Raw genomic sequence first — 24,268 nt, forward strand, 5'->3', positions numbered from 1 at the left:
ATATTAACAAGAAGGTTTATTATGTTTCATTAAGATGTTAAAAAAAGAAAAAGCAACGCAACCAATTTGATAATATTGCATCTTCAATTAGTATCATATATTTAAATTCAAAAATAGCTATGACTAGAAAATTTTTCATTTTATTCTTATTTGTAAATTTTAGTAATGCTCAAGGAGAATCATCTATCTGGTACTTTGGTGAAAATGCAGGAATTAAGTTCACTGATAACACTGTTGAGGTTCTAACTGATAGTCAAATGAATACTCTTGAAGGCTGTGCAACAATTGCTGATGTTGCCGGAGATTTATTATTTTATACTGATGGTATCACGGTTTGGGACAAGAACCATAATGTTATGCTAAATGGCACTGATTTATTGGGGAACTTCTCAGCTACACAATCGGCTGTTGTGGTTCCAAATCCTGAAAACACAGATCTATATTATATTTTCACTGTAGCTGCCCAAGCAACTATTGATGGTTTGCGATACTCTGAGGTTGACATGACTTTAAATAATGGTAATGGAGGTGTAACTGCTAATAAGAATATTCAGCTTTCAAATAATGTAGTTTCTGAAAAAATATCGGCTTGTAAGCAAGGTAATGATGTTGGTTATTGGGTAGTTGCACATGAATGGAATTCTAATAATTTTCTTTCATTTTCAATCACTAACTTAGGGGTTAATTTGAGCCCAGTAATCTCATCTGTGGGCAGTATTCATGAAGGAAATAACGATACATCCATAGGGTATTTAAAAATATCTCCAAATGATAAACGTTTAGCTCTTGCCAAATACCAATCAACTAACGGAGTTGAAATTTTTGATTTTGATAATAGTACTGGGATTGTTTCTAATGCATTGGTTATAGGTGGCATTTTTAATCCTATAACAGATTTAGGGTCTGGTGCTTATGGTGTAGAATTTTCTCCAGACAGCAACATTTTATACGTATCTGATTTAAATTTTGAATTAAACCAAAGTAAAGTACATCAGTTTGATTTAACTCAAGATACTCAAACTAATGTATTGAATTCTGATACCATTATTTATGAAGGGAATAAGATTGTTTCTGCCCTGCAATTAGCAATAGATGGAAAAATATACGCTAGTAATTTTTCAATATCATTTCTTGATGTCATTGAAACACCTAATATTCTTGGTAATGGCGCAAATTATAATATTGAATCTATTGATTTAGGAGAAGGAGTTTGCTTAGGAGGCTTACCGAGTTTTATTCAATCTTTTTTTTCTGAAGATAATCAAGATTCAATTTTTGTTCCTCAAGGTATTTCTCCAAATGAAGATGGCTTAAATGATAATTTGGATTTAGTAAATGCGAATGTTTCATCATTAAAAATATATAATCGCTATGGAACTTTAGTATATACAAAAGAGAATTATACTAATGAATGGAATGGACAAAGTAATAATGGTTCGTTACTTCCGGTAGGTACATACTTTTTAAGTTTCATTTATAATAATGACCAAACACATTCATCCTGGATTTATTTAAATAAATAGCAAAAGCCTCAAAACTTAGTTTTGAGGCTTTTTTATATGTGTCAATTTATATCTAATCTCTACGTCTAGAACGTCTTGGTCTATCAGCTCCTGAAGAAGAACTTTCAGAGCGTCTAGAGTCTCCTCCAGAAGGTCGTCTCTCACTTCTGTTTGCAGATGCTCCTTCACTAGAACGTCTATCACTTCTATTGCTAGAGCCAGAATCACTACGTCTTCCAGATCCTCCAGATGAACGTCTGTCGCTTCTGTTACCAGAACCAGAATCACTTCGTCTTCCACCAGAACGTCTTTCTCCTCTTGGGCTATCAGAGCGTCTGCCTCTACCACCTCCATCACGTCTTCCGCCACCAGAGCGTCCGCCTCCACTTCGTCCTTTGTCTTCACTAACTTCTACGTTAACAAATCGTCCGTCGTGTTTAAAATCTGTAAAGAATGCCAATACTTTCTCCTGACTTTCTTTTTCAGTATTAAAGAAAGAGAAACTCTCTTTTACATCAACTTTAAAGACATCGTCACGACCTAACTCTAAAACTTCTTTCAAGAAATCTTTTAGTTTCATCCAATCGTATCCATCTTTTCTACCCACATTAATGAAGTAACGTGTTTCATTGGCACTTCCTCCATAACCTCGTCCACCAGAATCTCCTCTTCCAGAATCTCTTTCAGAATCTCTAGATGAAGAACTTGGTGTATTCAATTTTTTAGATTTTGAATAATAATCATAAAAACGAGTGAATTCTACAGAAAAGAATTTTTTAATCAATTCATCTTTATCGGTATCTGCAAATAATTCGTTAATGCTTGATAAATGTTTATCAATCTCGTCATTCACATCTGTATTATGGATTTTATTTGCGAGCGACATTAGTTGCACTTCGCAAATTTCCATTCCGTCAGGAATTTCTTTTTTCTCAAATTCTTTCTTGATGATACGCTCAATTCCTTTAATCTTACGTACTTCACTCTTAGAAACAATCACCATAGAAATACCAGTTTTACCAGCACGTCCTGTACGTCCAGAACGGTGTGTGTAAATTTCTGGTTCATCAGGTAATTGGTAATTGATGACGTGAGTAATATCATCGACATCAATACCACGAGCAGCTACATCTGTAGCAACCAACATTTGTATTTGTTTGTTTCTGAAAGATTTCATCACCAAATCACGTTGGTTCTGACTTAAATCACCATGTAAAGCTCCAGCACTGTAACCATCTTCGACTAAGTTTTCGGCTACTTTTTGAGTATCACGTTTTGTACGACAGAAAATCACAGAGAAGATATCTGGATTAGCATCTGCCAAACGCTTTAAAGCTTGGTAACGATCTCTAGCGTTCACTAAATAGTATTCGTGAGAGACCTGACTTGTACTTTCATTTTTATTTCCAACAGTAATTTCTATTGGATCATGCATAAAGTCTTTTGCAATTCTAGATACCTCTTTTGGCATCGTTGCAGAAAACAACCATGTACTTTTATCTTTAGGAGTATGTGATAAGATATCTGTAATATCTTCATAGAATCCCATGTTTAACATTTCATCAGCTTCATCTAAAACTGCATATTCAATATTAGAAATGTCTACCATGTTTCTACTAATCATATCTTTCATACGACCAGGAGTTGCCACAATAATTTGTGCACCTCGTTTTACAGATCTTGCTTGATCTTGGATGCTTGCTCCACCATAAATAGCAGTAACGTTTAATCCTTTACAATACTTACCGTAGAGTTTCATCTCGTTAGTAATTTGTAAACATAACTCACGAGTAGGCGATAAGATTAAACCTTGAGTTGTACGACTATTAACATCAATTTTATGTAACATCGGGAAACCAAATGCTGCAGTTTTACCAGTACCTGTTTGCGCTAAGGCAACAAGATCAGTATCATCTTCTAATAAAATTGGGATTGCTTTTGCTTGTACATCACTAGGATTTTCAAATCCTAAATCGGTAATAGCGTGTAATAGGTCTTCATTAAGACCGAGTTCTTGGAATGTGCTCATTCTTTTTGTTTTGTATTCGATTATGTTCTTTAGTGTTACAAAAGAAGCGAATCGACATACTAAACACTTAAACTTCCAGGTAACACATCCTCACTCTGAGGAATTTAACTTTCCGACTCTTCGGAAATTTTCAAGGTGCAAAGGTACGCTTTTATTTGAAAGTAAATTATAATTAGGAGAATATGTTTTGGAAGGGTGGTTTTTATGGGTGTTTGTCAAATGGTTTTGTGTATGTTTAGTTGCGTGTTTGAGTGACTAATTCAGTAAATAAAACACAGATAAAATATAACACATGAATATGAGTAGTAGGCTATAACTAGCAATTAATTATACACGGTGTTCTATATCTTTTTTTCTTTCCCCAATCACTTTTCAGATATTCTAAAGCTTCTTCTAATGCTTTTTTTGATGATTTAGGGTTGAAATCTAATTCCTGTTTTGATTTACTAATATCGTAATCCTGTTTTAAGTTGTAAAACATATCTAAATAATGTCTTTGTAGTAGAGGTTCGTTTCCACTAATTTTACTGCTAAATTCCATTAGTCCAGCAACAGAATACAATAAACATTTTGGAACTTTTTTAGGCGTTTTTAGTTTTAATTCAGGATATAATTCAGATGCTATCTTTACGCTTTCTTGGAGAGTGGTATGTTTCTCGTTTGATAAAATATAACGTTCTGCATTTCTGCCTTTTTTCATTGCGTTATATGTGCCTAAAGCAACATCTTTGACATCTACCCAATTTAAGGTTACATTGGTGTCTACAGGTATTTCGCCTTTTAGAATTTGTAATACAAGATTGTTAGAATAACTTAATTTAAATGCTATTGAACCAATCATCGCAGAAGGAAGAATTAGAACGGTTCTTATTCCGTATTTTTTTCCCAATTCTAAAGCTAATTTATCCGAATCATTTTTAGAGTTGTAATACCAATTCCTTCTATCCTTATTATATCCATTATCTACATTAGCGGGTAGTTTTGTAAAATCTAAACTGGCTACAGAACTTACATATACAATATTTTTTATGCCACATTCTTTTGCAATATCGAACACATTTTGAGTTCCTTGCATGTTATTGTCATAAATTTCAGTTTTAGGATTTTTCGCCCACATACTAAAATTTGCTGCTACTGCGTATAAGTTTGTAACGCCTTGAAATGCTTTTTTTAAAGATTTTATTTCGGTAATATCTGCTTCTACAACTTCACAATTTATTCCTTTAAAAGGTTCTTGGTTTTTAATGTTTCTTACTGTTGTTCTTACCTTTTGATTTTTAGAAAGTAATAGTCTAACAAGGTTGTTTCCTAAATGTCCGTTTCCTCCTGTTACTAATGAAATTTCGCTGCTCATCTTTTATAATTTAAGTTTGAGCAAATTTCGATGTCTTTTAAGGATTCAAAAATAACATTTGTTAGGAAACGATTTGTTTGCGTATTCTACTTAATGATTGAGGTTCTATGCCTAAAAATGAAGCAATGTTGTCTACAGAAACGTTTAGTGCCAACTTTGGATGTTGATTTACAAACTTTACGTAACGTTCTTTAGCTGTCAAGATTTGAAAATCTTTAACACGTTCCAACTTACAGTTTAAGTGTTCATTGGTAACTGTTTTTACAAAATCTTTCCAAAAAAGTGTGTTTTCTTGTAAATGATCAAAATCAGGTTTAGATATTTTTACTAGTTCGCAATCGGTAATAGTTTCGTAATAATCTAAAGAAGGTGTTTCACTCATAAAGCTATCTAAAGATGTAAAAAAATCTTGCTCAAGAACTAAATGTTGAATCACTAACTTACCATCAATGTTTTGATAACCTTTTACAATTCCAGTACTTATAAAGTAGATATGGCGTTCTATTTTTCCAGCTACTAAAAGTTTAGTTTGTGCAGGTACATTTACTGGAATAAAACTCTTTTTAAGTAAACTAATATCTTTTGTAGTTAAAGGGAATTGTGATTTTATAAGGTTTATTAGTTTTTTCATCAGTGTTGGTTTTCAAAATGGTATAAAACCGCAGTTGAACGAATTACGACTTTTTTTTGTGAATGTCAAGTTGTAGAAGTTTAAAAAAAACCTACATATTATAAACACCACCATTAATGTCTAGTGTTGCACCAGTAATAAATCCGTCGTATTCTGAAGCTAAAAATAAAACCGCTCGAGCAACATCTGCTGCGTTTCCAGCACGTTGAATTGGAATACCAGCCGTTGTTTCAGCTGCAGATTCTTTTGTTGTATGTGTGTTATGAAATGAAGTTCCTAAAATTAGTCCAGGTGATACAGCGTTTACTCGTGTACCTTGGGCTCCTAATTCTGTTGAAAGTGCTCGTGTAAATGTTAGAATTGCACCTTTACTAGTAGAATATACTAACGATCCAGGATGACCACCTTTACGTCCAGCAAGAGAAGCTAAATTAACAATACTACTGTTGTTATTTTTTGCTAAATGTGGAGCAGCAGCTCGCGTCACAAACATCATAGACGTTAAATTAATATCCATTACTTTATGCCAGAATTCCGCTTCCATTTCATTCAGCATTTTACGTGCCACAAGAGAACCAGCATTATTAATAAGAATATCTAAACCACCAAGTGTTTCTACTGTTTTTTCTACCAATACATTTGCATCGGCTTCTTTTGTTAAATCACCAGATATTGCAACTGCTTTTAAACCTTTATTAGTTGCATATTCTGTCAATTGATTTGCAGTATCAGCACTAGAAAAATAATGAATAGCAACATTTGCACCACTATCAATAAAATGTTTGGTGATGGATTCGCCAATGCCTTGAGCTCCAGCTGTGATGAGAACATTTTTTCCTGTTAATTTAGTAGTGTTTGTCATGTTGTTTTTTATATCAATTGTGTTGGTTATCGTATAGAAATTAAGACGTGTCGTTTTAGACTATGTGCTTTTGTTTTACAAATATAATATAATAAGTCATTTTTTGACTTCGGAAATTGGCAACAATAATAAATGGTCTACTTTTTGTAATTCAGGAATAAAATGACAATGATTTTTCTGTGTGATACAGAATTATTACATTGTCCATCTAAACAATATATTATGAAAAAATTATGTCTTATACTTTTAGTGTTAATTCTAGGTTTGAATTTGAATGCACAAGAAGGAACACCTAAAGAAGAAGTTGCCGAAGGTGAAGTTACCAATGCAGAGCAAGAAAAGTTTGCTCGAGTTATGGAGCTTATGAGTAAAAAAATTGAAATGGAAGTTGATACGTCCCTTTTTATGGAAGTAAGCACAAACACTTATGTTTCTGAAAGCCCAAGAGCTGTCGTAATGGCTATGATGGTACCAGATACTTATGAGAATTCAAAACTAAAAATGAATAAAGATGCTGGTGATAAGTTTAAAATTTCAGAAAAAGGAGAAACAGAAATAAATGGTGTCACAGCGCTTTATATGAAAGGTACGAGTGAAGCAGAAGGTGTAACATTAAATAATATGATTTATTGTATTGAAGTTGATGCAGAGACTTGCTTAATGTTTGTTGGTATGGTTGAACAAAATGCCGATGCCAAATTTACTGAAGCTGTTACTAAATCTATGAATTCGGTTATTAAGAAGCAGTAACTAGAAATATCTAGTTTTAACGATATCATAAATCTAGCTTAGGCTGGATTTTTTTATTGAAGTGACTGAGTTATATATAGAGTTTAAATGAATGGCTTTTTGAAGCTAGTTTAATTAGTGTTAAAAAACTTACCACATTAGTGTTTGTCATGGCGACTATTGTACCGTTTTTTTAAGATGAACTGACATATGTTCAGATGGAGTATTTATTAATAGAAGATTTCTAAAAAGATTTATTACTGTTACGATTTACTGCTATCAAAGAGCTAGGGTTTGTTTGTTCCAATTTCCGAAGTAAAATTTAGAGTCTAGAAAGCATTTTGTCAGTTTTTTTGGTGCTTTGGCTTGGTTTTGGCAGCTAAAGAAGTTGGAAGTTTAAACTAAGATACAAGTTGCGTAAAAATTATGCACTTAGTATTTTAAAAAAATGTATTAAATAGTATGATTCAAGTTAAAGAGAATAACACGGTAAAAGTAAATTACACTGGTAAATTAATGGACGGACAAGTTTTTGATTCTTCGGAAGGAAGAGAGCCTTTAGAATTTACCTTAGGACAAGGACAATTAATTCCTGGTTTTGAAAAAGGTGTCATCGATATGAAATTAAATGAAAAGAAAACCATTACAATTGCTAAAGAAGAGGCTTACGGAAACGTCAATAAAGAATTGATTATAGAGGTTGAAAAGTCGAAACTTCCTCAAGATATGAAGCCTGAGGTTGGTATGGGATTGGTCTCTAAATCAGAAGATGGACAAGAAAACAATTTACTTGTAGTTGAGGTAAAAGATGATACAATTGTTGTTGATGGCAATCATCCTCTAGCTGGTAAAGATTTAATTTTTGATCTAGAAGTTGTTGAAATAAAAGACACTCAAAATGCCTAATAGTTAATATTTGTCATTTTAAATAATCTTACAGCCTTTGTTTTAATTTAGCAAAGGCTGTTTGTATTTAGAGGTAAATAATGGACTTTTAAATAGTTTAATTTGATAACTATAATTTGAGGTCTTTATGTTATAAACTTATTAACAAGTGCTTCGTTTTGAATCGGTTTAGGTTATTGAAATAAAACATATCTAGGCGGAACAAGTCCGTTGAGTCTCATATAAACAAGCATTTGCCCTCTGTGGTGCGTGATGTGATCTGCTAATAATAAGAAAATTTGTCGCTTTGATCTATTCAAACCAAAATAGTCTAATTCGTCATCAAATTGTTTAGGGTCAAATTGTTTAATGAGTGTTTTTGCTTCATCAAATGTTTTATTAATTGTTGCTATCATTTCTTTTTTAGATTTGTTGGCAACCTTATAAATGGTATCTGTTTTCCAAACCCTTGATTCTCGTCCGCCTAATAAAGACTGGCTATGCCAATCTACAGCAAAACCAATATGCATTAAGTTTTCGGCAAAACTCAAAGATTCTGGTGTGGCTTTAAAGTTGTACTTATCTTCTGGCATTGTTTCTGCCACAAGTATTAAATATGCTCTAGAATTTTCAAAGCGTTCTAAATAATCTTCTATAAATTTATCTTGTTGTGCTAATAGAGGAGATGTAACCAAACTAAAGAGAATTAAAGTTGTAAGAATAGATGATTGTTTCATTATGTTTAAGTTTTGATTAGATCTATTGTATCGTGATGCTTATTTAAAATTGTTAATCAGTTTTTTAAAATGCGGATAATAAATTCTTCCCCACAATGGATTCTTACTAAATTGAAAACTCTCATTAGTTTCAGCATTATAAACTACAGGAATCGTAAAGCCAGCCCATTTTTTTCCAGATTTTAGTTTTATACAGTAGTCTTTTGCTTCGTCTGTGATATTATTTGAAATCAAGATACAAATAACTCCTAGACCAGACTGTAAACCTCTAGGCCAACCTGTAAAATTTTGTTTTGTAAAATTGAAAGCTTCTGCTAAGTGTTGCTCTATTATAGCTTTGGTTATTTCTGTATCTCCAAAATCTGTTGCAATAATAAATGTGTTTAATTGCGTCGCCATCCAACTCCATTTAAACTTTTTCTCATAACCTATAACACTCGGTTTATTTAGAATATTTACTTCGGAATGATATATGGAAGCGTTATTGAGTTTGTTTTTTATTGATACTAGATTCATGATTAGAGTTTTAAGAGACTTTACTATAAGACTATCGAAGTACGTTTGTTTTTTTTGTAAAATTCAAGTTATTATAATCTCGTTAATACAATTGCGTCACTAGACCATCTAATGATTTTGAATGTTCTTTTGTAACGTTTCCATTCCATGTTTTGCCATGGCCATTTCATAATTTGATAGTCAATAATTATGGTGTTATTTACAAGTTCAAAAGTGTTTATCTTTTTTACTGTCTCACCAACTGGACAAGACATGTTGTTAGAATATTTGACTTTTTCAGAGTCAAAGTTTATACGTTCTCCATATATGTTTTGTTTAACTTTTAAATCCCTTTGTATAATAGTTAAACCATCAAAGTTTGTGTCAATTTTTGGTTTAGGAAGCAGCACTACGGTATCTCTTTCTAGCCATCGTAACGTTTGCCAATCTGATTTTTTTAGGATGCTTAGCGAATCTATCGTTTGAGAAAAGCCTGATGTAGCTAGAATTAAAAATCCAATAAGAAGTATATTATTTTTCATTTAATGGTGTGTAGTTTTTATAATGTCACAAATATCTTGCCTAAATACTATTTAAATAATCAACCAATAAACGTACAGCTTTACCACGATGACCAATTTTGTTTTTTTCTTCTAAAGAGATTTCAGCAAAGGTGTTGTTGTAGCCTTCAGCTTTAAAAATTGGATCGTAACCAAAACCACCTGTGCCATGTTTTGTTGTGGTGATTTCGCCTTTGCAAATTCCTGTAAATGTTTCTAATTTGTTATTGAGATGTAAGGCTACAACGGTTTTAAATTGAGCGTTTCTATTCGTTTTATTTTCCAGATTTTTGAGTAATTTATTTGTGTTGTCATTAGCATTTCTCTGCACTCCTGCATAACGTGCACTAAAAACGCCAGGTTCGTTATTTAAAGCTTCAACTTCTAAACCTGTGTCATCTGCAAAACAATCTAAACCGTAGTGTTGTTTTATATATTCTGCTTTTTGGATGGCATTACCTTTAATAGTGAGTTGGGTTTCTGGCACGTCTTCAAAGCAACCAATATCTTTTAAACTTAAGAGTTGAATGTGCTCAGGTATTAATGATTGTACTTCTTTAAGTTTGTTGATATTATTGGTAGCAAAGACAAGTTTCATGAGGGTGATTTTGATCAAAAATAGTAATAACTAGGTTTTAATTTTAATAATTATATTTATTAAAGATATTCATTAACTTTAAACTTATAAAAACGAACTGAAAATAGATATTTACTATGGTGAAATTAAGCATATTCTATAACGATTTGTTAGACAGTTTTGACAAGATATCTAATGTCATTGGTGATAAACACACCAAAGAAGCAGGATTTGGTTATACGAATTTGAAAAATTCTATTGGAGATGGAGTCATTTCTGTGTCTGTGATATCTAAAGATATTTCAGTTTTAATATTAGATGTTACTTTGGTTGAAGAATTAGAATTAACCCTTAATGGTGATTCTAGTCAAATAATTGATTTTATCTTTTGTCTCGAAGGACATATCCAACATAAATTTAGCTCAAATTCAAATTATACACCTATAAATTTTAGACAAAATACGATTGCAAAAAGAAGTAATAAGACTAAAACAGAGCTTAAATTCCCTAAAGATGTACCATTAAAAGTTAGTATAATTTCTTATATCCCGTTGAGTGGTGACATTGATTCAGGAGATTTTAGCGAGTTAAGATCAAATGCATTTAATGTGTTATCTAAAGTTTATGCTAAAGAAAACTTCTTGTACTCTGGTAGAATATGTTTTAGAACATCGAACTACGTTAATGATATCTTGAAATACAGTGTTAACGATACAAAAGATATTTTGTTTAAAGAAGCAGCCATTCTCAATGCGATGGCATCTCAAATAGATAGACATTCTCAGGATTTATCTAACAATCATAAAGATGCTCCTTTACGTTTATATGAAATTGATAAAATAAGTGCATTAGAAACTTTTGTAGAAAATAATCTTACAGAGAGTTTGACGCTTAGACGATTGGAGATGATTTCGGGATTAAATTCTACAAAGTTGCAAGCTGGATTTAAATACTTATATGATAAAACTGTTTCAGTTTATGTGACTGAAAAACGACTAGAAAAGGCGGCTAAGTTAATTTTTGAATCAGATTTAAATGTTACAGAATTGGTTTACAGTGTCGGATTTAGCAGCAGAAGCTATTTTACAAAAATATTTAAAAACCATTATGGTGTGTTGCCTTCTCAATGCAAATCTAATCCAGAGTTATTATCCATCAAATCCTAGTTTCAAAACAATTGTAAATGTCTTATTCAATCATATATCAGTCTAAAGCCCAAGATAACCTAGATATTTCAGAAATTGATCGAATGCTTTTAAAAGCAAAACGGTTTAATAAAGAAAATAATATTACAGGTTGCATTGTGTATCATGACAACCAGTTTATCCAAATTATAGAAGGCGAAAAATCTGATATAACAAATTTGTATGCCAAAATAAAAGATGATAATAGACATTTTAATGTTATGACATTATCTGAAACAGCAACCAATGAAACGTTATGGGATGATTGGTCTATGGCTTTCTATAAGTTTACTGGAGACCAATTGAGAGATCAAAATAACAGAATGTTATTGGAGGTTTATTTTGATTCTGCCAATAAAAAGCAACAGTCTTCTGAAGTTTTTAAAACTCTTAAAAAAAGCGTACTTCAGTTATTAAATTCTATATAATACATTAGTGTAATTAAACCATACAAGGTTTTGTTATTTAGAGTTTTATAAAGAATTATTTCGTGGAAATAACTAACCTCAACAATTATAAATTATAAATTATGAAAAGAGTATTATTTGTATTATCAGTATTGTTATTTGCATCTTGTAACGATTTAAAATATGCCGATGATATCGTAGGTGAATGGGAATGTGTGAGTTGGATTGATGTGGCTTCTTCAAAAGATAAATGTGCTAATAATGCCTATTTCAGCTTTAAAAAAGATAATACGTATACCTCAAACGTGAGTACTCAAGAAACCAGTGGAACTTATAAAATTGCTGATGGTATTTTATACTCAAAACCCGATGGTAAATTGGAAATTGCAGTAGAAATTAATAAGCTCACTAAAGATACCTTGTCATTTACAATGAGTCGTTCTGGTAATGCTGAAATTTTAACGCTCGTAAAAAAGTAACCGTTAAAATTTCCGAAGAAAAAATTACCAATACTTTATGAATTTTAAAGAAATAATATGCTCAAATTTTCGTAAATTAGAGTATAGAAATTAACTTAAAAATGAGAACGATTATGACAGTAAATTTTCAATATGTAGACGTTGATAAGAGTGAAACCCTAAACACTTTTACCGAAGAAAAATTAGAGAAACTTTTTAATAGATATGAATTTTTAATAAGTGCGACGGTTAGGTTTAAACATGATACTAAAAGTCACGATAAAGGAAAAATTTGCGATATAGAATTAAGTCTTCCAGGACCTAGGATTTTTGCAACCTCAGATGAAGCACAATACGAAGTTGCAGTAAGAACTACTATAAGTGATTTAGAGCGACAAATTAAAAAACGTAAAGAGGTTTATAAAACACATTAATTAGTTAGCAGTTTAGTGTCGAATACTAAAACTTTTAACCCTAAAAGTAAGCACTAAGAACTGAAGACTGACCACTACACACTTTATTTAACGATGATGATAAGGTTCATTCCTCAAAATCGTAAAACCTCGATACAATTGCTCAATCACAAATAAGCGAATCATTTGATGGGAAAATGTCATTTTAGATAATGATATTTTCCCATTTGCTTTTTGGTACACATCTGGTGAAAATCCGTAAGGTCCTCCAATTACAAAAACAAGTTGTTTGATGCCAGAATTCATATGTTTTTGAAGGTAATTTGAAAACCCAACAGAATCAAATTGTTTTCCATTTTCATCCAATAAAATTAAAACATCTGTAGTGTTAAGCTTGTTTAAAATGAGTTCACCTTCTTTTTGCTTTTGCTGATCTTCGCTTAGATTTTTGACTTTTTTTAAATCAGGAATAATTTCAAATTCAAATTTGATGTAAAAGCCCAAACGCTTTTGATAGTCATCAATAAGCGACTGTAAATCTTTGTTGTCTGTTTTGCCTATGGCTAGGAGTTTGATTGTCATGTTTCAAAGTTATACTTTTTTAGAATTTGGTTCCGAATCTTCGGGATAGAATTTGTAATTTTTTAAGAAGCAATTACTATTTTTACATTAAATATCTAAAACATGATCTCACAAGAACAATTTAATAAAGAAATAGAACTCATTATATCAAACGCAATTAGAGAAGATGTAGGTGATGGTGATCACAGTTCTCTTGCGTGTATTCCTGCAACTGCTCAAGGTAAAGGAAAGCTCTTAGTAAAAGATGAAGGTATTATTGCTGGTGTAGAATTTGCAAAGCAAGTATTTGCTTACGTAGATAAAGACATGAAAGTAGAAACACTTATCCAAGATGGTAGTCCTGTAAAATATGGAGATATTGTGTTTTATGTGGAAGGAGCTTCACAATCCATTTTAAAAGCAGAGCGATTGGTTCTAAATGCAATGCAGCGTATGAGTGCAATTGCAACTAAAACTAAGCAGTTTGTTGATTTATTAGAGGACACTGGTACAAAAATTTTAGATACGCGAAAAACAACACCAGGAATTAGAGCTCTAGAAAAATGGGCAGTAAAAATTGGAGGAGGAGAGAACCATAGATTTGCATTGTATGATATGATCATGTTAAAAGATAATCATATTGATTTTGCAGGTGGAATCACAAAAGCTATCAACAAAACAAAGCAGTATTTAAAAGATACCAATCGCGATTTAAAAATTATTGTAGAAGCTAGAAACTTAGATGAAATCAAAGAAATTCTTAAGACAGAAGGTGTGTATCGTATTTTAATTGACAACTTCAACTATGAAGACACAAAAACGGCTGTGAAATTAATTGGTGATCATTGTTTAACAGAATCCTCAGGAGGTATCAACGAGAAAACTATTAGAAAATACGCAGAGTGTGGTGTAGATTTTATTTCGTCTGGAGCGTTGACACATTCGGTATATAATTTGGATTTGAGCCTTAAAGCGGTTTAATGTCACAATCGTTAAAAGAGATATTAAGTAAAATTCCTGTCGTAAATCGCATTGTAGATTTACTAAGAAAAATAAAGCTCCCAGGACTCGTAGGTTTATCATTATATGATTTATTGGAGCTCTACGCTATTGGGATTTTTAAAGGTGCATTAACATCACGAGCTAGTGCTATTGCCTTTAGTTTTTTTACTGCTATATTTCCATTTTTGTTATTCGTTTTAATCTTAATGCCTTACATTCCAATAGATGGGTTTCAATTAGAGTTTCAAGAATTTTTAACTTCGGTTTTACCACCTCAAACCTCAGATTTTTTCTTTGCCAATATTTTTGAAAATATAGAAAACACAGAGCGTGGCGGATTATTGTCTTCTGTCTTCATCATTTCTATTTTGTTAATGGCTAATGGTGTGAATTCAGTGTTTTCAGGGTTTGAAAATTCATATCATCAAGAGCTTACAAGAAATATATTCAAACAATATTTATATGCTTTAGGTGTTGCTTTGATTCTCGCCATATTAGTGATTTTGACGGTTGCATTTTTTGGGTATTTTCAATTATATGTCATTCAGCCTCTATATGAGAAGTTCGAAACTTTAGATTATGCTGCACAAAGTAGTGACTTATTTTGGGTCGTGTTTGTTAAATATCTCTTCTTTGTTTTTATGGTTTATTTGGCAACAGCAGTTTTATATTACTTCGGAACAAAATCAGGTAAAAAATCTAAGTTCTTTTCTATTGGTGCTTTGTTTACCACATTGCTTATTATTCTCACATCTTATTTTTTCGGAATTTATATCGAAAATTTCTCACAATACAATAAGCTTTACGGTTCTATTGGAGCATTATTAATTTTACTGTTATACTTATGGCTTAATTCTAATATTTTATTGTTAGGCTATGAACTAAACGCAACAATTAGACGTTTAAAAAGAAATGATGACGATGCATAAATATCTTATAATTGTAGCTCTTTTAATCTCTCAAAGTATTATTTCTCAAACGATCTTCGGAAAATGGAAAACGGTAGATGATGAGACTGGAGAAAAAAAATCTATTGTAGAAATCTACCAAGAAAACGGAAAAGTCTACGGAAAAATTATTGAAATATTTGATCCTGTGAAAAGAGATTTGCCTTGTAAATTTTGTCCAGGTGAAGATAATAATAAGCCTGTTTTAGGATTAAATATTATTAAAGACATGGAAAAATCTGGTGATGTTTATAAAAAAGGAACCGTCACAAATCCCGAAGACGGTAAAGTTTACGATTGCAGAATAAAACTCGACGACGATAATCCAAACAGACTCCAATTACGAGGTTATGTCGCTTTTTTCTATCGTACACAATATTGGATTAGAGCAGAAAATTAAATCTATGTTTGCCGAAATTATTTTTTTAGTTGCAATTGTATTTGTTGTTGTATTAGTTTTTTATTTGATGTTTAATTGGAAAACTAAATCTGAAATAGAGCAAGAGGAGAAAATAAGAAGAAGCCTTGCAGAAGAATACATCATAGATCCAGAAACAGGAACAAAACTCACCTTAGAACAAGCAGAATCTGGGTATTGGTTAACTCATGGTAACGAACATAGAGAAATTCCAGAAGAAGATATTAGTAAATTACCATATGAAGAACAGCAAATTGTAGAACGAGCATTAAATCATTTTAGAGTAAATAAACAGTACTTAAAACGTGATCACTTTGAAAATGAAGATTTTGATGTGCTAGAAAAATCAATCATACTCTCTCATTATGATGATTGGACATTCTCTAGTTTGTTCAGTTTTGAATATGGTTTTATATTTTCTCCTGCTCCAGAAACTAATGTAGCTCATATTCTCACACAACCTCAATTAATGTTATGGTTGAGAATTGAGTCTAAAATGGACACTATTATTTCAGAGAGAAAACTAAAGCAGAAGCCTTTTTTGATAAAATTAGAAATGATGACGAATTAAAATTTGATAATTATGAGTGCTTTACGTTTAAAAAGTCTCATCATATTGTACACATTAAAAGAATAATTGATATTCTAGTAGAATTTAAAGGTCTCGAAATTGAGTTAAAAGATGATAATCTATTCATAAAGTCGCTTAGACTTATAAACAAAGAAGACATCATCACATTTGAAAAAATCTTGTCAAGATTAAATACTATAATTAAACCGTTTTACTAATCAAAACGCCTCAAAAACTCATCTTTTTTTCTAACGGAAATTGGCACTTGTGCATCATTTGACATCACCACATAACTCTGTTTGCCTTTGTAATATTTTTTAACGTGCTTAAGATTTATTAAATGTGATTTATGCGTTTTAAAAAAGACAGTGTCATCTAATAAATCTTCATAAAATTTAATAGGTTTAGAAACTACCGTTTTTTTGTCTTTTGTATAAATGTGAGTGATACTCGTATCTGCTTCTAAATGAATAATATCTTCTACTTTAAGCGTTTCAAAACCCGTTAATGACGGAATTGTAATTATTTTATTCTGCTCTGGTTTTAAATTATTGAATAAATTTTTAATTTGATTCTCAATCGTACTTTGAGATAATTCACCTTTTAAACGAATGATAGAATCACTAAAATCATCACTATCAATGGGTTTTAGTAAATAATCAAAGGCACTAAACTTAAAAGCTTTAATTGCAAAATTATCAAACGCAGTTGTAAAAATGACTTTGAAATTAACTTCAGGGATTTCTCTTAAAAAATCAAAACCTGTGCGTTCATGTATTTTGATATCTAGAAACACCAAATCTGGTTGTAGTTTAGGGACAACGTCTAGAGCATCTTCAACAGTAGTACAAGTCGCTATAACATTAAACGTGTTTGGATGTCTCCCAATTAAATCTAGTAATCGTGTGATGCAATGTTGCTCATCATCAATAAGTATTGTTTTTATCATTTAGTATGCCAATTGGAGAGGAAGGGTTACTTCAATACGAGTGCCTTGTGATTTGTCAATAATTTTCACGTCACCTTTAGTGTTTTTAACCTTGTTAATAATATCAATTCTACTTTTTGTTATTGCCATTCCCATAGATTTCCTGTTTTCCGAAGCACCATTAGAACTCGTTTTTTCTCGTCCAACACCATTATCATCAACACTACAAATAATCATCTCATTCATGTCTTTAAATGCAATCACAATATGACCTTTGGTTGTGGTTGATAACCCATGAATAATACTGTTTTCAAGAAATGGCTGTAAAATCATTGGCGGAATCATAATGTTCTCAGGATCTAAAGCGTCGTCAACTTCAATAGTGTAGTCAAACTTGTTTTCAAAACGTTTACACTCAATGTCTAAATAGGTTTTTAATAGCGAAATATCTTCGGAAAGAAGAATCTCGCTTTTCTCAGAATTTTCTAGAGTTAAACGCATCAATTTTGCAAACTTACCTAAATAATCACTCGCAGATTGTGTGTCGTTTTTCAGAATATAATCACCTATAGAATTTAAAGAATTAAATATAAAATGCGGATTCATTTGCGAGCGTAGCGCCTTAAGCTCTGTGTCAGATACCTTGGCATTAAACTCTGCTTCTTTGGTTTTTGCAACTGCGTCTTGCTTTCTTCGGTATAACATAAAACCAATTAATGATGCTAATATGAATAAGCTTCCTCCAATTATAGAGGCATTTTTAATAGATTTTTGACGTTCAATTTCTACTTGAGCAATGGCACGGTCTTTATCTGCTTCGTATTGAATTTCTTTTCTAGAGATTTCTAGTTTTCGGTCTGCATTAATCACACTGTCTTTTAAAACCACATGTTCTTTAAACGCTTTTAGTGCTTTTTCATAATTGCCTTTTCGCTCATATACATTAGCTAGAGTGGCAAGTGCTGTGTTTTTTGTAGCCATATTGTTAAGCGCTTCGTTGAGCTGTAAAGCATTAGTTGCATAATACTCTGCTTTTTCAATAGCGTTATTAGCTAAATATACTTCTGCAGCATTGACATAAGCAGAAACTTTCAAGACTTCAAGTTTGTGTTCTTCTACTAGCTTTAAACTTTCGTTTGTACTTACCAATCCGTCTTCTAAATAACCAGCATTTGTTTGAACAAGTCCTAGATTACTTTTAATATTCGCAATGTGTAAAACGCTATTATCTTTATTTGCTTCTGCAATGGCTTCTTTGTAGTAATATATTGATGAATCTAACTTTTTTTGATGTCCATAAATATTTCCAATATTAAAATAAGTGTTGGTTCTGTATTGCGGATAATCTAGTAATGTTTTAAAGGTTTTTAATGCTTTGTCATATTCTTGTTGCTCGTAGTTAATGAGTCCGATATTGGTGAGAACTCCAACCGCATATTTTTTAAGTTTTGGATCATTTTCAATTGCTTTATAGGCACTTTGATAGTAATCTAAAGCATTCAAAGGGTCTGATAAAAAATAATGTTGTATAATCCCTAAACTATTATTAGCCAACACAATCCCTTTTTTATAATTGAGACGTTTAGATACTTCAAGGGTTTTTAGATTGTAATCCATCCAAGTTGTATCTGATGGTGTTAAGAACATTTTCTTAGCAACAAATGACGTACGTAAATTGACATACGTAGTGTCTTCTATTTTGTAATTGTTTATGACGTTTTCAAGAGAATCAATAACCTTGTTTTGAGAAAAACAAAAAAATGACAACATGAAAAAGATGATTGGTAGTAATCTTTTCATAAAAGTGCTTAATAAATAATAGCTGGTTAAAAATAGCAATTATTTGTCATAATTAGGCTACAAGAGTGACGTTAATACGTTTAAAGTCAACGTTAATAAGTTTGCTATAGTTTTTTACTAGAAAAAAAGAGTTATTTAAATATTCAAATGACTTAATATAATATTCAGTAAAAATAAAAAACTATGAAAACGATACGCAACGCATTTAAAATCTTAATTATCACATTGCTTTTAACGGGTTGTTCAGGTGACGATGATTCCAATTCTGGAGGTAGCGGTAATTTTGGCACTATTCAATTATCTGGTCCAGACACATCAAGTCTTGGTAGTTCATTAACAGTAGGTAATATTGATCCAGATGGATTAAGTTCAACTGGTACATCAAGTTCTGTTGTGCTTCTAGACGAAAATACAACCATTGTAAATGGCGAATTAATTCCAACAGATTTCTTAAATGGTTTTGTCATTGTAGCAGCACAATTTACTGTTGGTGATAATGCAGAAGTTAATAAAGCAATTTCTATGACGATTCTCAAAAATGGAGAAGAGTTTAGTTATGTATGCACAACACCTGCAACGTCTGCAGCAGATAACACCGATTGTGGTACAGGTTTTAGTGTTGATAAAGTAGCAAAGCAAATTGTGTTTGATGATACTACTGTAATTAATGTCGATACAGAAACGATTCTTACAATGAACGGAACCATCAATTATTAGCAGTTTAGACTGCAATATTCATAACATAATTAACTGTTATTAATCCAACCCTCATGAAAGCAATACATAAATTACAACAGCATATTTCCGTAGTAATAGTCGTAATATTTTTAATTCCTCTTTGTGGATTTGCGCAAAAGAAACGATTAAAACCACCCAAAAGAGTATCAAAAATTGAAAGTGTTGACCAGTTTGTAAAAAATTCATTTGAGCTGTATCATAAAGTGTTTGTGTATGATAGTTTAACGCAAGCTGGTGTTGAGGTACCAGCAGATATTGAAAACGAATTATTAGAACGTGCAGAACGAGATATTGATAGTTTATGGCAAGTGTTACCGACCGTTGCAGATGATATGTCAAGTGGGAATCATAATATTATGATTAAAGGTAAAGCCACTATTAATCTCAACAAATCTAAAAAGGCGTTGAAATATTGTATGAAAACAGTGAAAATGTATTTTGCTGGGACTGAAGAAGATGATGAAGATGATCAAAATTAAAACAGCTCTACAATGAATATAAAAAATACCATAGTAGTCATTAGTATTGTTTTCTTCGGAAATGTAGCAACTAGCCAATCCTACAAGTCGGCATTTAGAGCAGATATGTGTGATTGCCTTACGCTCGAAAGCCAAAAACGGAAACTCACAGAAAACGCATACAAAGCATGTTTTAGAGAAACTTTACCAAAATATGCCATCCAAATTGATGCTGAAATTGTTGAAGAAGATGTCAATAAAAAATACCTTTTAGGTCAAGTCGCACGACGCGATCTGATAGTTGTCATGCAATCAGAATTAGTCTATGCATGCAAAGCCTATTTTGATCATTTAGAACGTGAGAAATTAAGCAAGAAACTCATTGCGAGAGAACGAGCAAAAGCCAGTGATTTGGAAACCCAAAATCAGCTTGTGGCAATGTCTCCAAACACATATTCTTATTTTAGTCGAGCACAATTGCATTATAATTTAGGTAGTTTTGATAAAGCAGAAGCAGATCTTAATAGCTGTTATGAAGCTAATCCTAACAAAGACAATGTAATGTCTAGACGACATGAATTGTTGTTAATGGCTTTGATTCATGAAGAGCATAAAAATTATGCGCAAGCCATTGCGTTATATGATCTTGCTTACTTTGGGATTCAGGATTATGAAGTCGCAATCTTACGAGCCATTGCAGACAAAAATAATGGTGGAACCATTGCTAATATTCCAAAATTGATTGATGGTAAAATTAGCGCAACATCTGTTAAAAAAGAAGATAGAAGAGCACAACAAACAACGAGAGGTAGAACATCAAGAACTGTAAATAAGAAAACTACGACCCAAAAGGAACAAACCAAAAAAAAATCTGATACTTCATCCCTCAAAAAATTATTTAAAATAGATAACTAATCTTTAGACAAGTAAAATGAAAAAACTAATAATTCTTCTAGTCCTAACGTCATTATTTGCATGTGGTAGCGATGATTCAATTTTGGATGATAATGATCCAAATGGATCTTATATAACCGCAAATGTGAACGGAATAAATTTCACAACTATCAATATTCCTGGTGCAACATCAGCGTATTTGTACAACACAGATTTTAATTTCATAATTGGCCTCGCAGGAGCAGAATATAATGGTACAGAGAATCCAAGGTCAGTTGGTTTAGTTTTTGGCGGATTAGATTTTGACTCAGTAGTTGTTGGTTATGAACTCAATGCAACCAATGAAAATGAAGTTGTTGCTGGATCATATTTTAGTGAAAGTACTGCTGGATTTGAAAATGGAGGAGAGTCTGATGGGAATGCTTATGTCAAAATAACAGCAATAGATAAAGTGAATCAGACGATTTCTGGAGAATTTAATTTTATTGCCATAGATGATGATAATGTGAGTATCACTTATACAGTTACCAATGGTGTTTTTAATAATTTAGAATATAGCATTCAGGATTAAACAAATTATAACCAACTAAAATCAAAACCATCTTATAATTTAAGATGGTTTTTTTATTTAAACCTATTACCTTTGAGCAATGGGTAATTTCATCAACGTTATACTGCCAATTCCTCTAGAAAAAAGCTTTACTTATGCTATAACAAAGGCAGAAGCTGAGTTTCTGCAACCAGGAATTCGTGTGTCTGTTCCCTTCGGAAAGTCTAAAATCTACACAGCTTTAGTCTTAGAAATTCATAATAATGCTCCTCTAGTTTATGAAGCTAAAGACATTCATCAAATTTTAGATGAAACTCCAATTGTAACGACGCAACAATTACAGCATTGGCATTGGATTTCTAAATATTATATGTGCACGCTTGGTGATGTCATGCGAGCAGCTTTACCGAGTCCGTTTATTTTAGAAAGCGAAACGGTAGTGAGTAAAAACGAATCTGTTGTTATTAATGATGAAGATTTAAAAGATGATGAGTTCGTAATTTACGAAGCATTGCATCATCAGTCCTCTTTGAAAATTCAGGATATGATGTCCATTTTGGATAAGAAAAATGTGTTGCCAGTAATCAAAAGATTATTGGAAAAAAATGCCATTTCTGTTCAAGAAGAAATTTATGAAAAGTACAAACCAAAACTCGTTAGATACGTAAAAATAGCATCGCAGTTTTCTTCGGAAAATGGCCTGCAAAACTTACTAGAAGAGTTAAGCAGAGCACCAAAACAAAGAGACGTTATTATGACGTTATTTTCAATTTCTGCTCAAACAAAGAAACCTGTGAAAGTTTCAGATTTATCGGAAGAAAGTGATGCTTCTTCTACAATAATTAAAACCTTAATAGATAAAGGCATTCTTGAAGAATATCACATTCAAATGGATCGTGTTCAATACGATGGTGATGATAATGAAGACTCAAAGCGACTCAATGAGCATCAGGAGAAAGCTTTAAGCGAAGTGTCTAAAACGTTTGAAAATCAGAATATTACTTTGCTTCATGGTGTGACATCGTCTGGTAAAACAGAAATTTATGTCAAACTCATAGAAGATCAATTAAAAGCTAAAAAGCAAGTGTTGTATTTGCTTCCAGAAATTGCATTAACCACGCAATTAGTAGAGCGTTTACAAAATTATTTTGGCGAGCAAGTCGCTGTTTTTCATAGTAAATATTCGGCTCATGAGCGTGTTGAGGTTTGGAATAATGTACTCAATAATTTACCTAAAGCGCAAATTGTTTTGGGAGCACGTTCTTCAGTATTATTACCTTTTAAAAACCTAGGACTCATTATCGTTGATGAAGAGCACGAGTCGTCTTACAAGCAGTTTGATCCAGCACCTAGATATCATGCTCGTGATACAGCTATTGTGTTGGCAAATATTTTCCGAAGTAAAACGCTTTTAGGATCTGCGACACCAAGTTTAGAAAGTTACTATAATGTACAGCAAGGCAAATATGGTTTGGTAGAACTTAACCATCGTTACAATAATGTGATGATGCCAGATATTGAGTTGGTGGATATAAAAGACAAGCAAAAGCGAAAGCGCATGCAAGGTCATTTTAGTGACCGATTGATAGAAGAAATTAAAGACACGTTGGAGCAAGGTTTTCAAGTCATCCTATTTCAAAATAGAAGAGGATTTTCTCCAATTATAGAATGTAATTCTTGTGGTCACGCACCTCAATGTCCTAATTGTGATGTGAGTTTGACGTTTCATCAATATAGAAACCAATTGCGATGTCATTATTGTGGTTATAACTCGGTCATGCCAAAAGCCTGTGATGCTTGTGGTAGCGTAGAACTCGATAGTAAAGGTTTTGGAACTGAACAAGTAGAGCAGGAGGCAAAGTTGTTATTTCCAGATCATAAAGTAGGTCGAATGGATTTGGATACCACACGAGGAAAATATGGTTATGAAAAGATTATCACTGCTTTAGAGCAAGGTGAAATTGATATTTTGGTAGGTACGCAAATGTTGACCAAAGGTTTAGATTTTAGAAATGTAAAGCTCGTTGGTATCATGAATGCAGATAATATGCTCAACTTTCCAGATTTTAGAGCACATGAACGTAGTTACCAATTGATGGCTCAGGTTTCTGGTAGAGCAGGACGTACAGAAGCACGTGGTAAGGTATTGATCCAGACTTATAATCCGTATCATAAAATATTGCAACAAGTCTCTACAAATAGTTATTTCGAGATGTTTGAGGAGCAATTAGCAGAACGAAATGCTTTTAAATATCCACCAGTATATAGGATGATAAAAATCACCTTGAAACATAAAGATTATCAAAAAGTTGATGTAGGAGCAGACTGGTATGCAAGATCATTACGTACCGTTTTTGATAAGCATGTTTTAGGACCTGAGTTTCCGCCTGTGGCAAGAATTAGAAATCAGTATTTGAAACATATTTTGGTGAAGATTCCGCAAAAACAATCTTTAGGTCGTACTAAAGAAGCGATTATGAAGATTAATACTAGCTTTTTGAGTGTGAAAGATTTTAGGCCTATTCGTGTGATTTTAAATGTGGATAATTATTAGTGAGATAGAAATTTGGCACAAATT

Annotated in this window: 27 protein-coding genes; 16 read left to right on the forward strand and 11 right to left on the reverse strand. The window is 32.1% G+C overall.

Going from position 1 to position 24,268, the window contains the following annotated elements; genetic code table 11:
* Positions 1–119 precede the first annotated feature (119 nt).
* Positions 120–1,523 carry a gliding motility-associated C-terminal domain-containing protein gene (locus WNY78_RS16945; RefSeq protein ID WP_342874408.1) on the forward strand — a complete coding sequence of 468 codons (1,404 nt, stop codon included), beginning with the start codon at positions 120–122 and terminating at the stop codon, positions 1,521–1,523.
* 52 nt (positions 1,524–1,575) lie between these two features.
* On the opposite strand, the gene WNY78_RS16950 is transcribed toward WNY78_RS16945, so the two are convergent.
* The 4 genes from WNY78_RS16950 to WNY78_RS16965 all read right to left on the reverse strand — a co-directional run bounded on the left by WNY78_RS16950 (position 1,576) and on the right by WNY78_RS16965 (position 6,378).
* Positions 1,576–3,531 carry a DEAD/DEAH box helicase gene (locus WNY78_RS16950; RefSeq protein ID WP_342874409.1) on the reverse strand — a complete coding sequence of 652 codons (1,956 nt, stop codon included), beginning with the start codon at positions 3,529–3,531 and terminating at the stop codon, positions 1,576–1,578.
* A gap of 316 nt (positions 3,532–3,847) precedes the next feature.
* Positions 3,848–4,885, reverse strand: coding sequence for an NAD-dependent epimerase/dehydratase family protein (locus WNY78_RS16955; protein WP_342874410.1), 1,038 nt, complete (start codon positions 4,883–4,885; stop codon positions 3,848–3,850).
* A gap of 61 nt (positions 4,886–4,946) precedes the next feature.
* Entirely contained in the window at positions 4,947–5,516 is a 570-nt protein-coding gene (locus tag WNY78_RS16960; RefSeq protein WP_342874411.1) for a Crp/Fnr family transcriptional regulator, read from the reverse strand.
* A 91-nt stretch (positions 5,517–5,607) separates the two neighbouring features.
* Positions 5,608–6,378, reverse strand: coding sequence for an SDR family oxidoreductase (locus tag WNY78_RS16965; RefSeq protein WP_342874412.1), 771 nt, complete (start codon positions 6,376–6,378; stop codon positions 5,608–5,610).
* A gap of 222 nt (positions 6,379–6,600) precedes the next feature.
* Here WNY78_RS16965 and WNY78_RS16970 point away from each other — a divergent pair, with 222 nt between their 5' ends.
* Positions 6,601–7,128 (forward strand): hypothetical protein, encoded by a 528-nt coding sequence (locus tag WNY78_RS16970; RefSeq protein ID WP_342874413.1) that lies wholly within the window; start codon positions 6,601–6,603, stop codon positions 7,126–7,128.
* A 441-nt stretch (positions 7,129–7,569) separates the two neighbouring features.
* Positions 7,570–8,013 carry a peptidylprolyl isomerase gene (locus WNY78_RS16975; RefSeq protein WP_342874414.1) on the forward strand — a complete coding sequence of 148 codons (444 nt, stop codon included), beginning with the start codon at positions 7,570–7,572 and terminating at the stop codon, positions 8,011–8,013.
* A 173-nt stretch (positions 8,014–8,186) separates the two neighbouring features.
* Here the strand turns inward: WNY78_RS16975 and WNY78_RS16980 are convergent, their stop codons facing one another.
* The 4 genes from WNY78_RS16980 to WNY78_RS16995 all read right to left on the reverse strand — a co-directional run bounded on the left by WNY78_RS16980 (position 8,187) and on the right by WNY78_RS16995 (position 10,382).
* Positions 8,187–8,729: a DinB family protein gene (locus WNY78_RS16980; RefSeq protein WP_342874415.1), complete on the reverse strand. Its 543-nt coding sequence runs from the start codon at positions 8,727–8,729 to the stop codon at positions 8,187–8,189.
* A gap of 39 nt (positions 8,730–8,768) precedes the next feature.
* Entirely contained in the window at positions 8,769–9,245 is a 477-nt protein-coding gene (locus WNY78_RS16985) for a hypothetical protein (protein WP_342874416.1), read from the reverse strand.
* A 71-nt stretch (positions 9,246–9,316) separates the two neighbouring features.
* A complete protein-coding gene (locus WNY78_RS16990) occupies positions 9,317–9,766 on the reverse strand; it encodes a hypothetical protein (protein WP_342874417.1) in 450 nt (149 codons plus the stop codon).
* Between the two features lie 40 nt (positions 9,767–9,806).
* Positions 9,807–10,382, reverse strand: coding sequence for a non-canonical purine NTP diphosphatase (locus WNY78_RS16995; RefSeq protein ID WP_342874418.1), 576 nt, complete (start codon positions 10,380–10,382; stop codon positions 9,807–9,809).
* 116 nt (positions 10,383–10,498) lie between these two features.
* Here WNY78_RS16995 and WNY78_RS17000 point away from each other — a divergent pair, with 116 nt between their 5' ends.
* The 4 genes from WNY78_RS17000 to WNY78_RS17015 all read left to right on the forward strand — a co-directional run bounded on the left by WNY78_RS17000 (position 10,499) and on the right by WNY78_RS17015 (position 12,844).
* Complete coding sequence (locus WNY78_RS17000) at positions 10,499–11,527, forward strand: AraC family transcriptional regulator (protein WP_342874419.1); 1,029 nt, start codon at positions 10,499–10,501, stop codon at positions 11,525–11,527.
* Positions 11,528–11,544: 17 nt separating this feature from the next.
* Complete coding sequence (locus WNY78_RS17005; protein WP_342874420.1) at positions 11,545–11,973, forward strand: BLUF domain-containing protein; 429 nt, start codon at positions 11,545–11,547, stop codon at positions 11,971–11,973.
* Positions 11,974–12,074: 101 nt separating this feature from the next.
* On the forward strand, positions 12,075–12,431 hold the full coding sequence (locus WNY78_RS17010) for a lipocalin family protein (protein WP_342874421.1): 357 nt from the start codon (positions 12,075–12,077) through the stop codon (positions 12,429–12,431).
* Between the two features lie 113 nt (positions 12,432–12,544).
* Positions 12,545–12,844 carry an HPF/RaiA family ribosome-associated protein gene (locus WNY78_RS17015; protein WP_342874422.1) on the forward strand — a complete coding sequence of 100 codons (300 nt, stop codon included), beginning with the start codon at positions 12,545–12,547 and terminating at the stop codon, positions 12,842–12,844.
* Positions 12,845–12,931: 87 nt separating this feature from the next.
* On the opposite strand, the gene rlmH is transcribed toward WNY78_RS17015, so the two are convergent.
* Positions 12,932–13,405, reverse strand: a complete 474-nt coding sequence (rlmH, locus tag WNY78_RS17020; protein WP_342874423.1) for a 23S rRNA (pseudouridine(1915)-N(3))-methyltransferase RlmH — start codon at positions 13,403–13,405, stop codon at positions 12,932–12,934.
* Positions 13,406–13,507: 102 nt separating this feature from the next.
* Between rlmH and nadC the strand changes: the two genes are divergently transcribed.
* The 4 genes from nadC to WNY78_RS17040 are packed head-to-tail and all read left to right on the forward strand — an operon-like array spanning position 13,508 to position 16,322.
* Entirely contained in the window at positions 13,508–14,365 is an 858-nt protein-coding gene (nadC, locus tag WNY78_RS17025; protein WP_342874424.1) for a carboxylating nicotinate-nucleotide diphosphorylase, read from the forward strand.
* Positions 14,365–15,315: a YihY/virulence factor BrkB family protein gene (locus WNY78_RS17030; RefSeq protein ID WP_342874425.1), complete on the forward strand. Its 951-nt coding sequence runs from the start codon at positions 14,365–14,367 to the stop codon at positions 15,313–15,315. Before nadC ends, WNY78_RS17030 begins: the two co-directional genes overlap by 1 nt.
* Entirely contained in the window at positions 15,308–15,733 is a 426-nt protein-coding gene (locus WNY78_RS17035; RefSeq protein WP_342874426.1) for a DUF2147 domain-containing protein, read from the forward strand. Before WNY78_RS17030 ends, WNY78_RS17035 begins: the two co-directional genes overlap by 8 nt.
* A gap of 4 nt (positions 15,734–15,737) precedes the next feature.
* Entirely contained in the window at positions 15,738–16,322 is a 585-nt protein-coding gene (locus tag WNY78_RS17040; protein ID WP_342874427.1) for a hypothetical protein, read from the forward strand.
* Between the two features lie 214 nt (positions 16,323–16,536).
* On the opposite strand, the gene WNY78_RS17045 is transcribed toward WNY78_RS17040, so the two are convergent.
* Entirely contained in the window at positions 16,537–17,271 is a 735-nt protein-coding gene (locus WNY78_RS17045) for a LytTR family DNA-binding domain-containing protein (protein WP_342874428.1), read from the reverse strand.
* Positions 17,272–19,050 (reverse strand): histidine kinase, encoded by a 1,779-nt coding sequence (locus tag WNY78_RS17050; RefSeq protein WP_342874429.1) that lies wholly within the window; start codon positions 19,048–19,050, stop codon positions 17,272–17,274.
* 183 nt (positions 19,051–19,233) lie between these two features.
* Here WNY78_RS17050 and WNY78_RS17055 point away from each other — a divergent pair, with 183 nt between their 5' ends.
* From WNY78_RS17055 to priA, 5 genes are all read left to right on the forward strand, one after another.
* Positions 19,234–19,767, forward strand: a complete 534-nt coding sequence (locus tag WNY78_RS17055) for a hypothetical protein (protein ID WP_342874430.1) — start codon at positions 19,234–19,236, stop codon at positions 19,765–19,767.
* 53 nt (positions 19,768–19,820) lie between these two features.
* Positions 19,821–20,267 (forward strand): hypothetical protein, encoded by a 447-nt coding sequence (locus WNY78_RS17060; protein ID WP_342874431.1) that lies wholly within the window; start codon positions 19,821–19,823, stop codon positions 20,265–20,267.
* 12 nt (positions 20,268–20,279) lie between these two features.
* Positions 20,280–21,161 (forward strand): hypothetical protein, encoded by an 882-nt coding sequence (locus WNY78_RS17065; protein WP_342874432.1) that lies wholly within the window; start codon positions 20,280–20,282, stop codon positions 21,159–21,161.
* A gap of 16 nt (positions 21,162–21,177) precedes the next feature.
* Positions 21,178–21,711 (forward strand): DUF6252 family protein, encoded by a 534-nt coding sequence (locus WNY78_RS17070; RefSeq protein WP_342874433.1) that lies wholly within the window; start codon positions 21,178–21,180, stop codon positions 21,709–21,711.
* A 79-nt stretch (positions 21,712–21,790) separates the two neighbouring features.
* Positions 21,791–24,244, forward strand: a complete 2,454-nt coding sequence (priA, locus tag WNY78_RS17075) for a primosomal protein N' (RefSeq protein ID WP_342874434.1) — start codon at positions 21,791–21,793, stop codon at positions 24,242–24,244.
* Positions 24,245–24,268 lie beyond the last annotated feature (24 nt).

Origin of the sequence: Psychroserpens sp. AS72 (assembly GCF_038900375.1) — a bacterium.
GTDB lineage: Bacteria > Bacteroidota > Bacteroidia > Flavobacteriales > Flavobacteriaceae > Psychroserpens.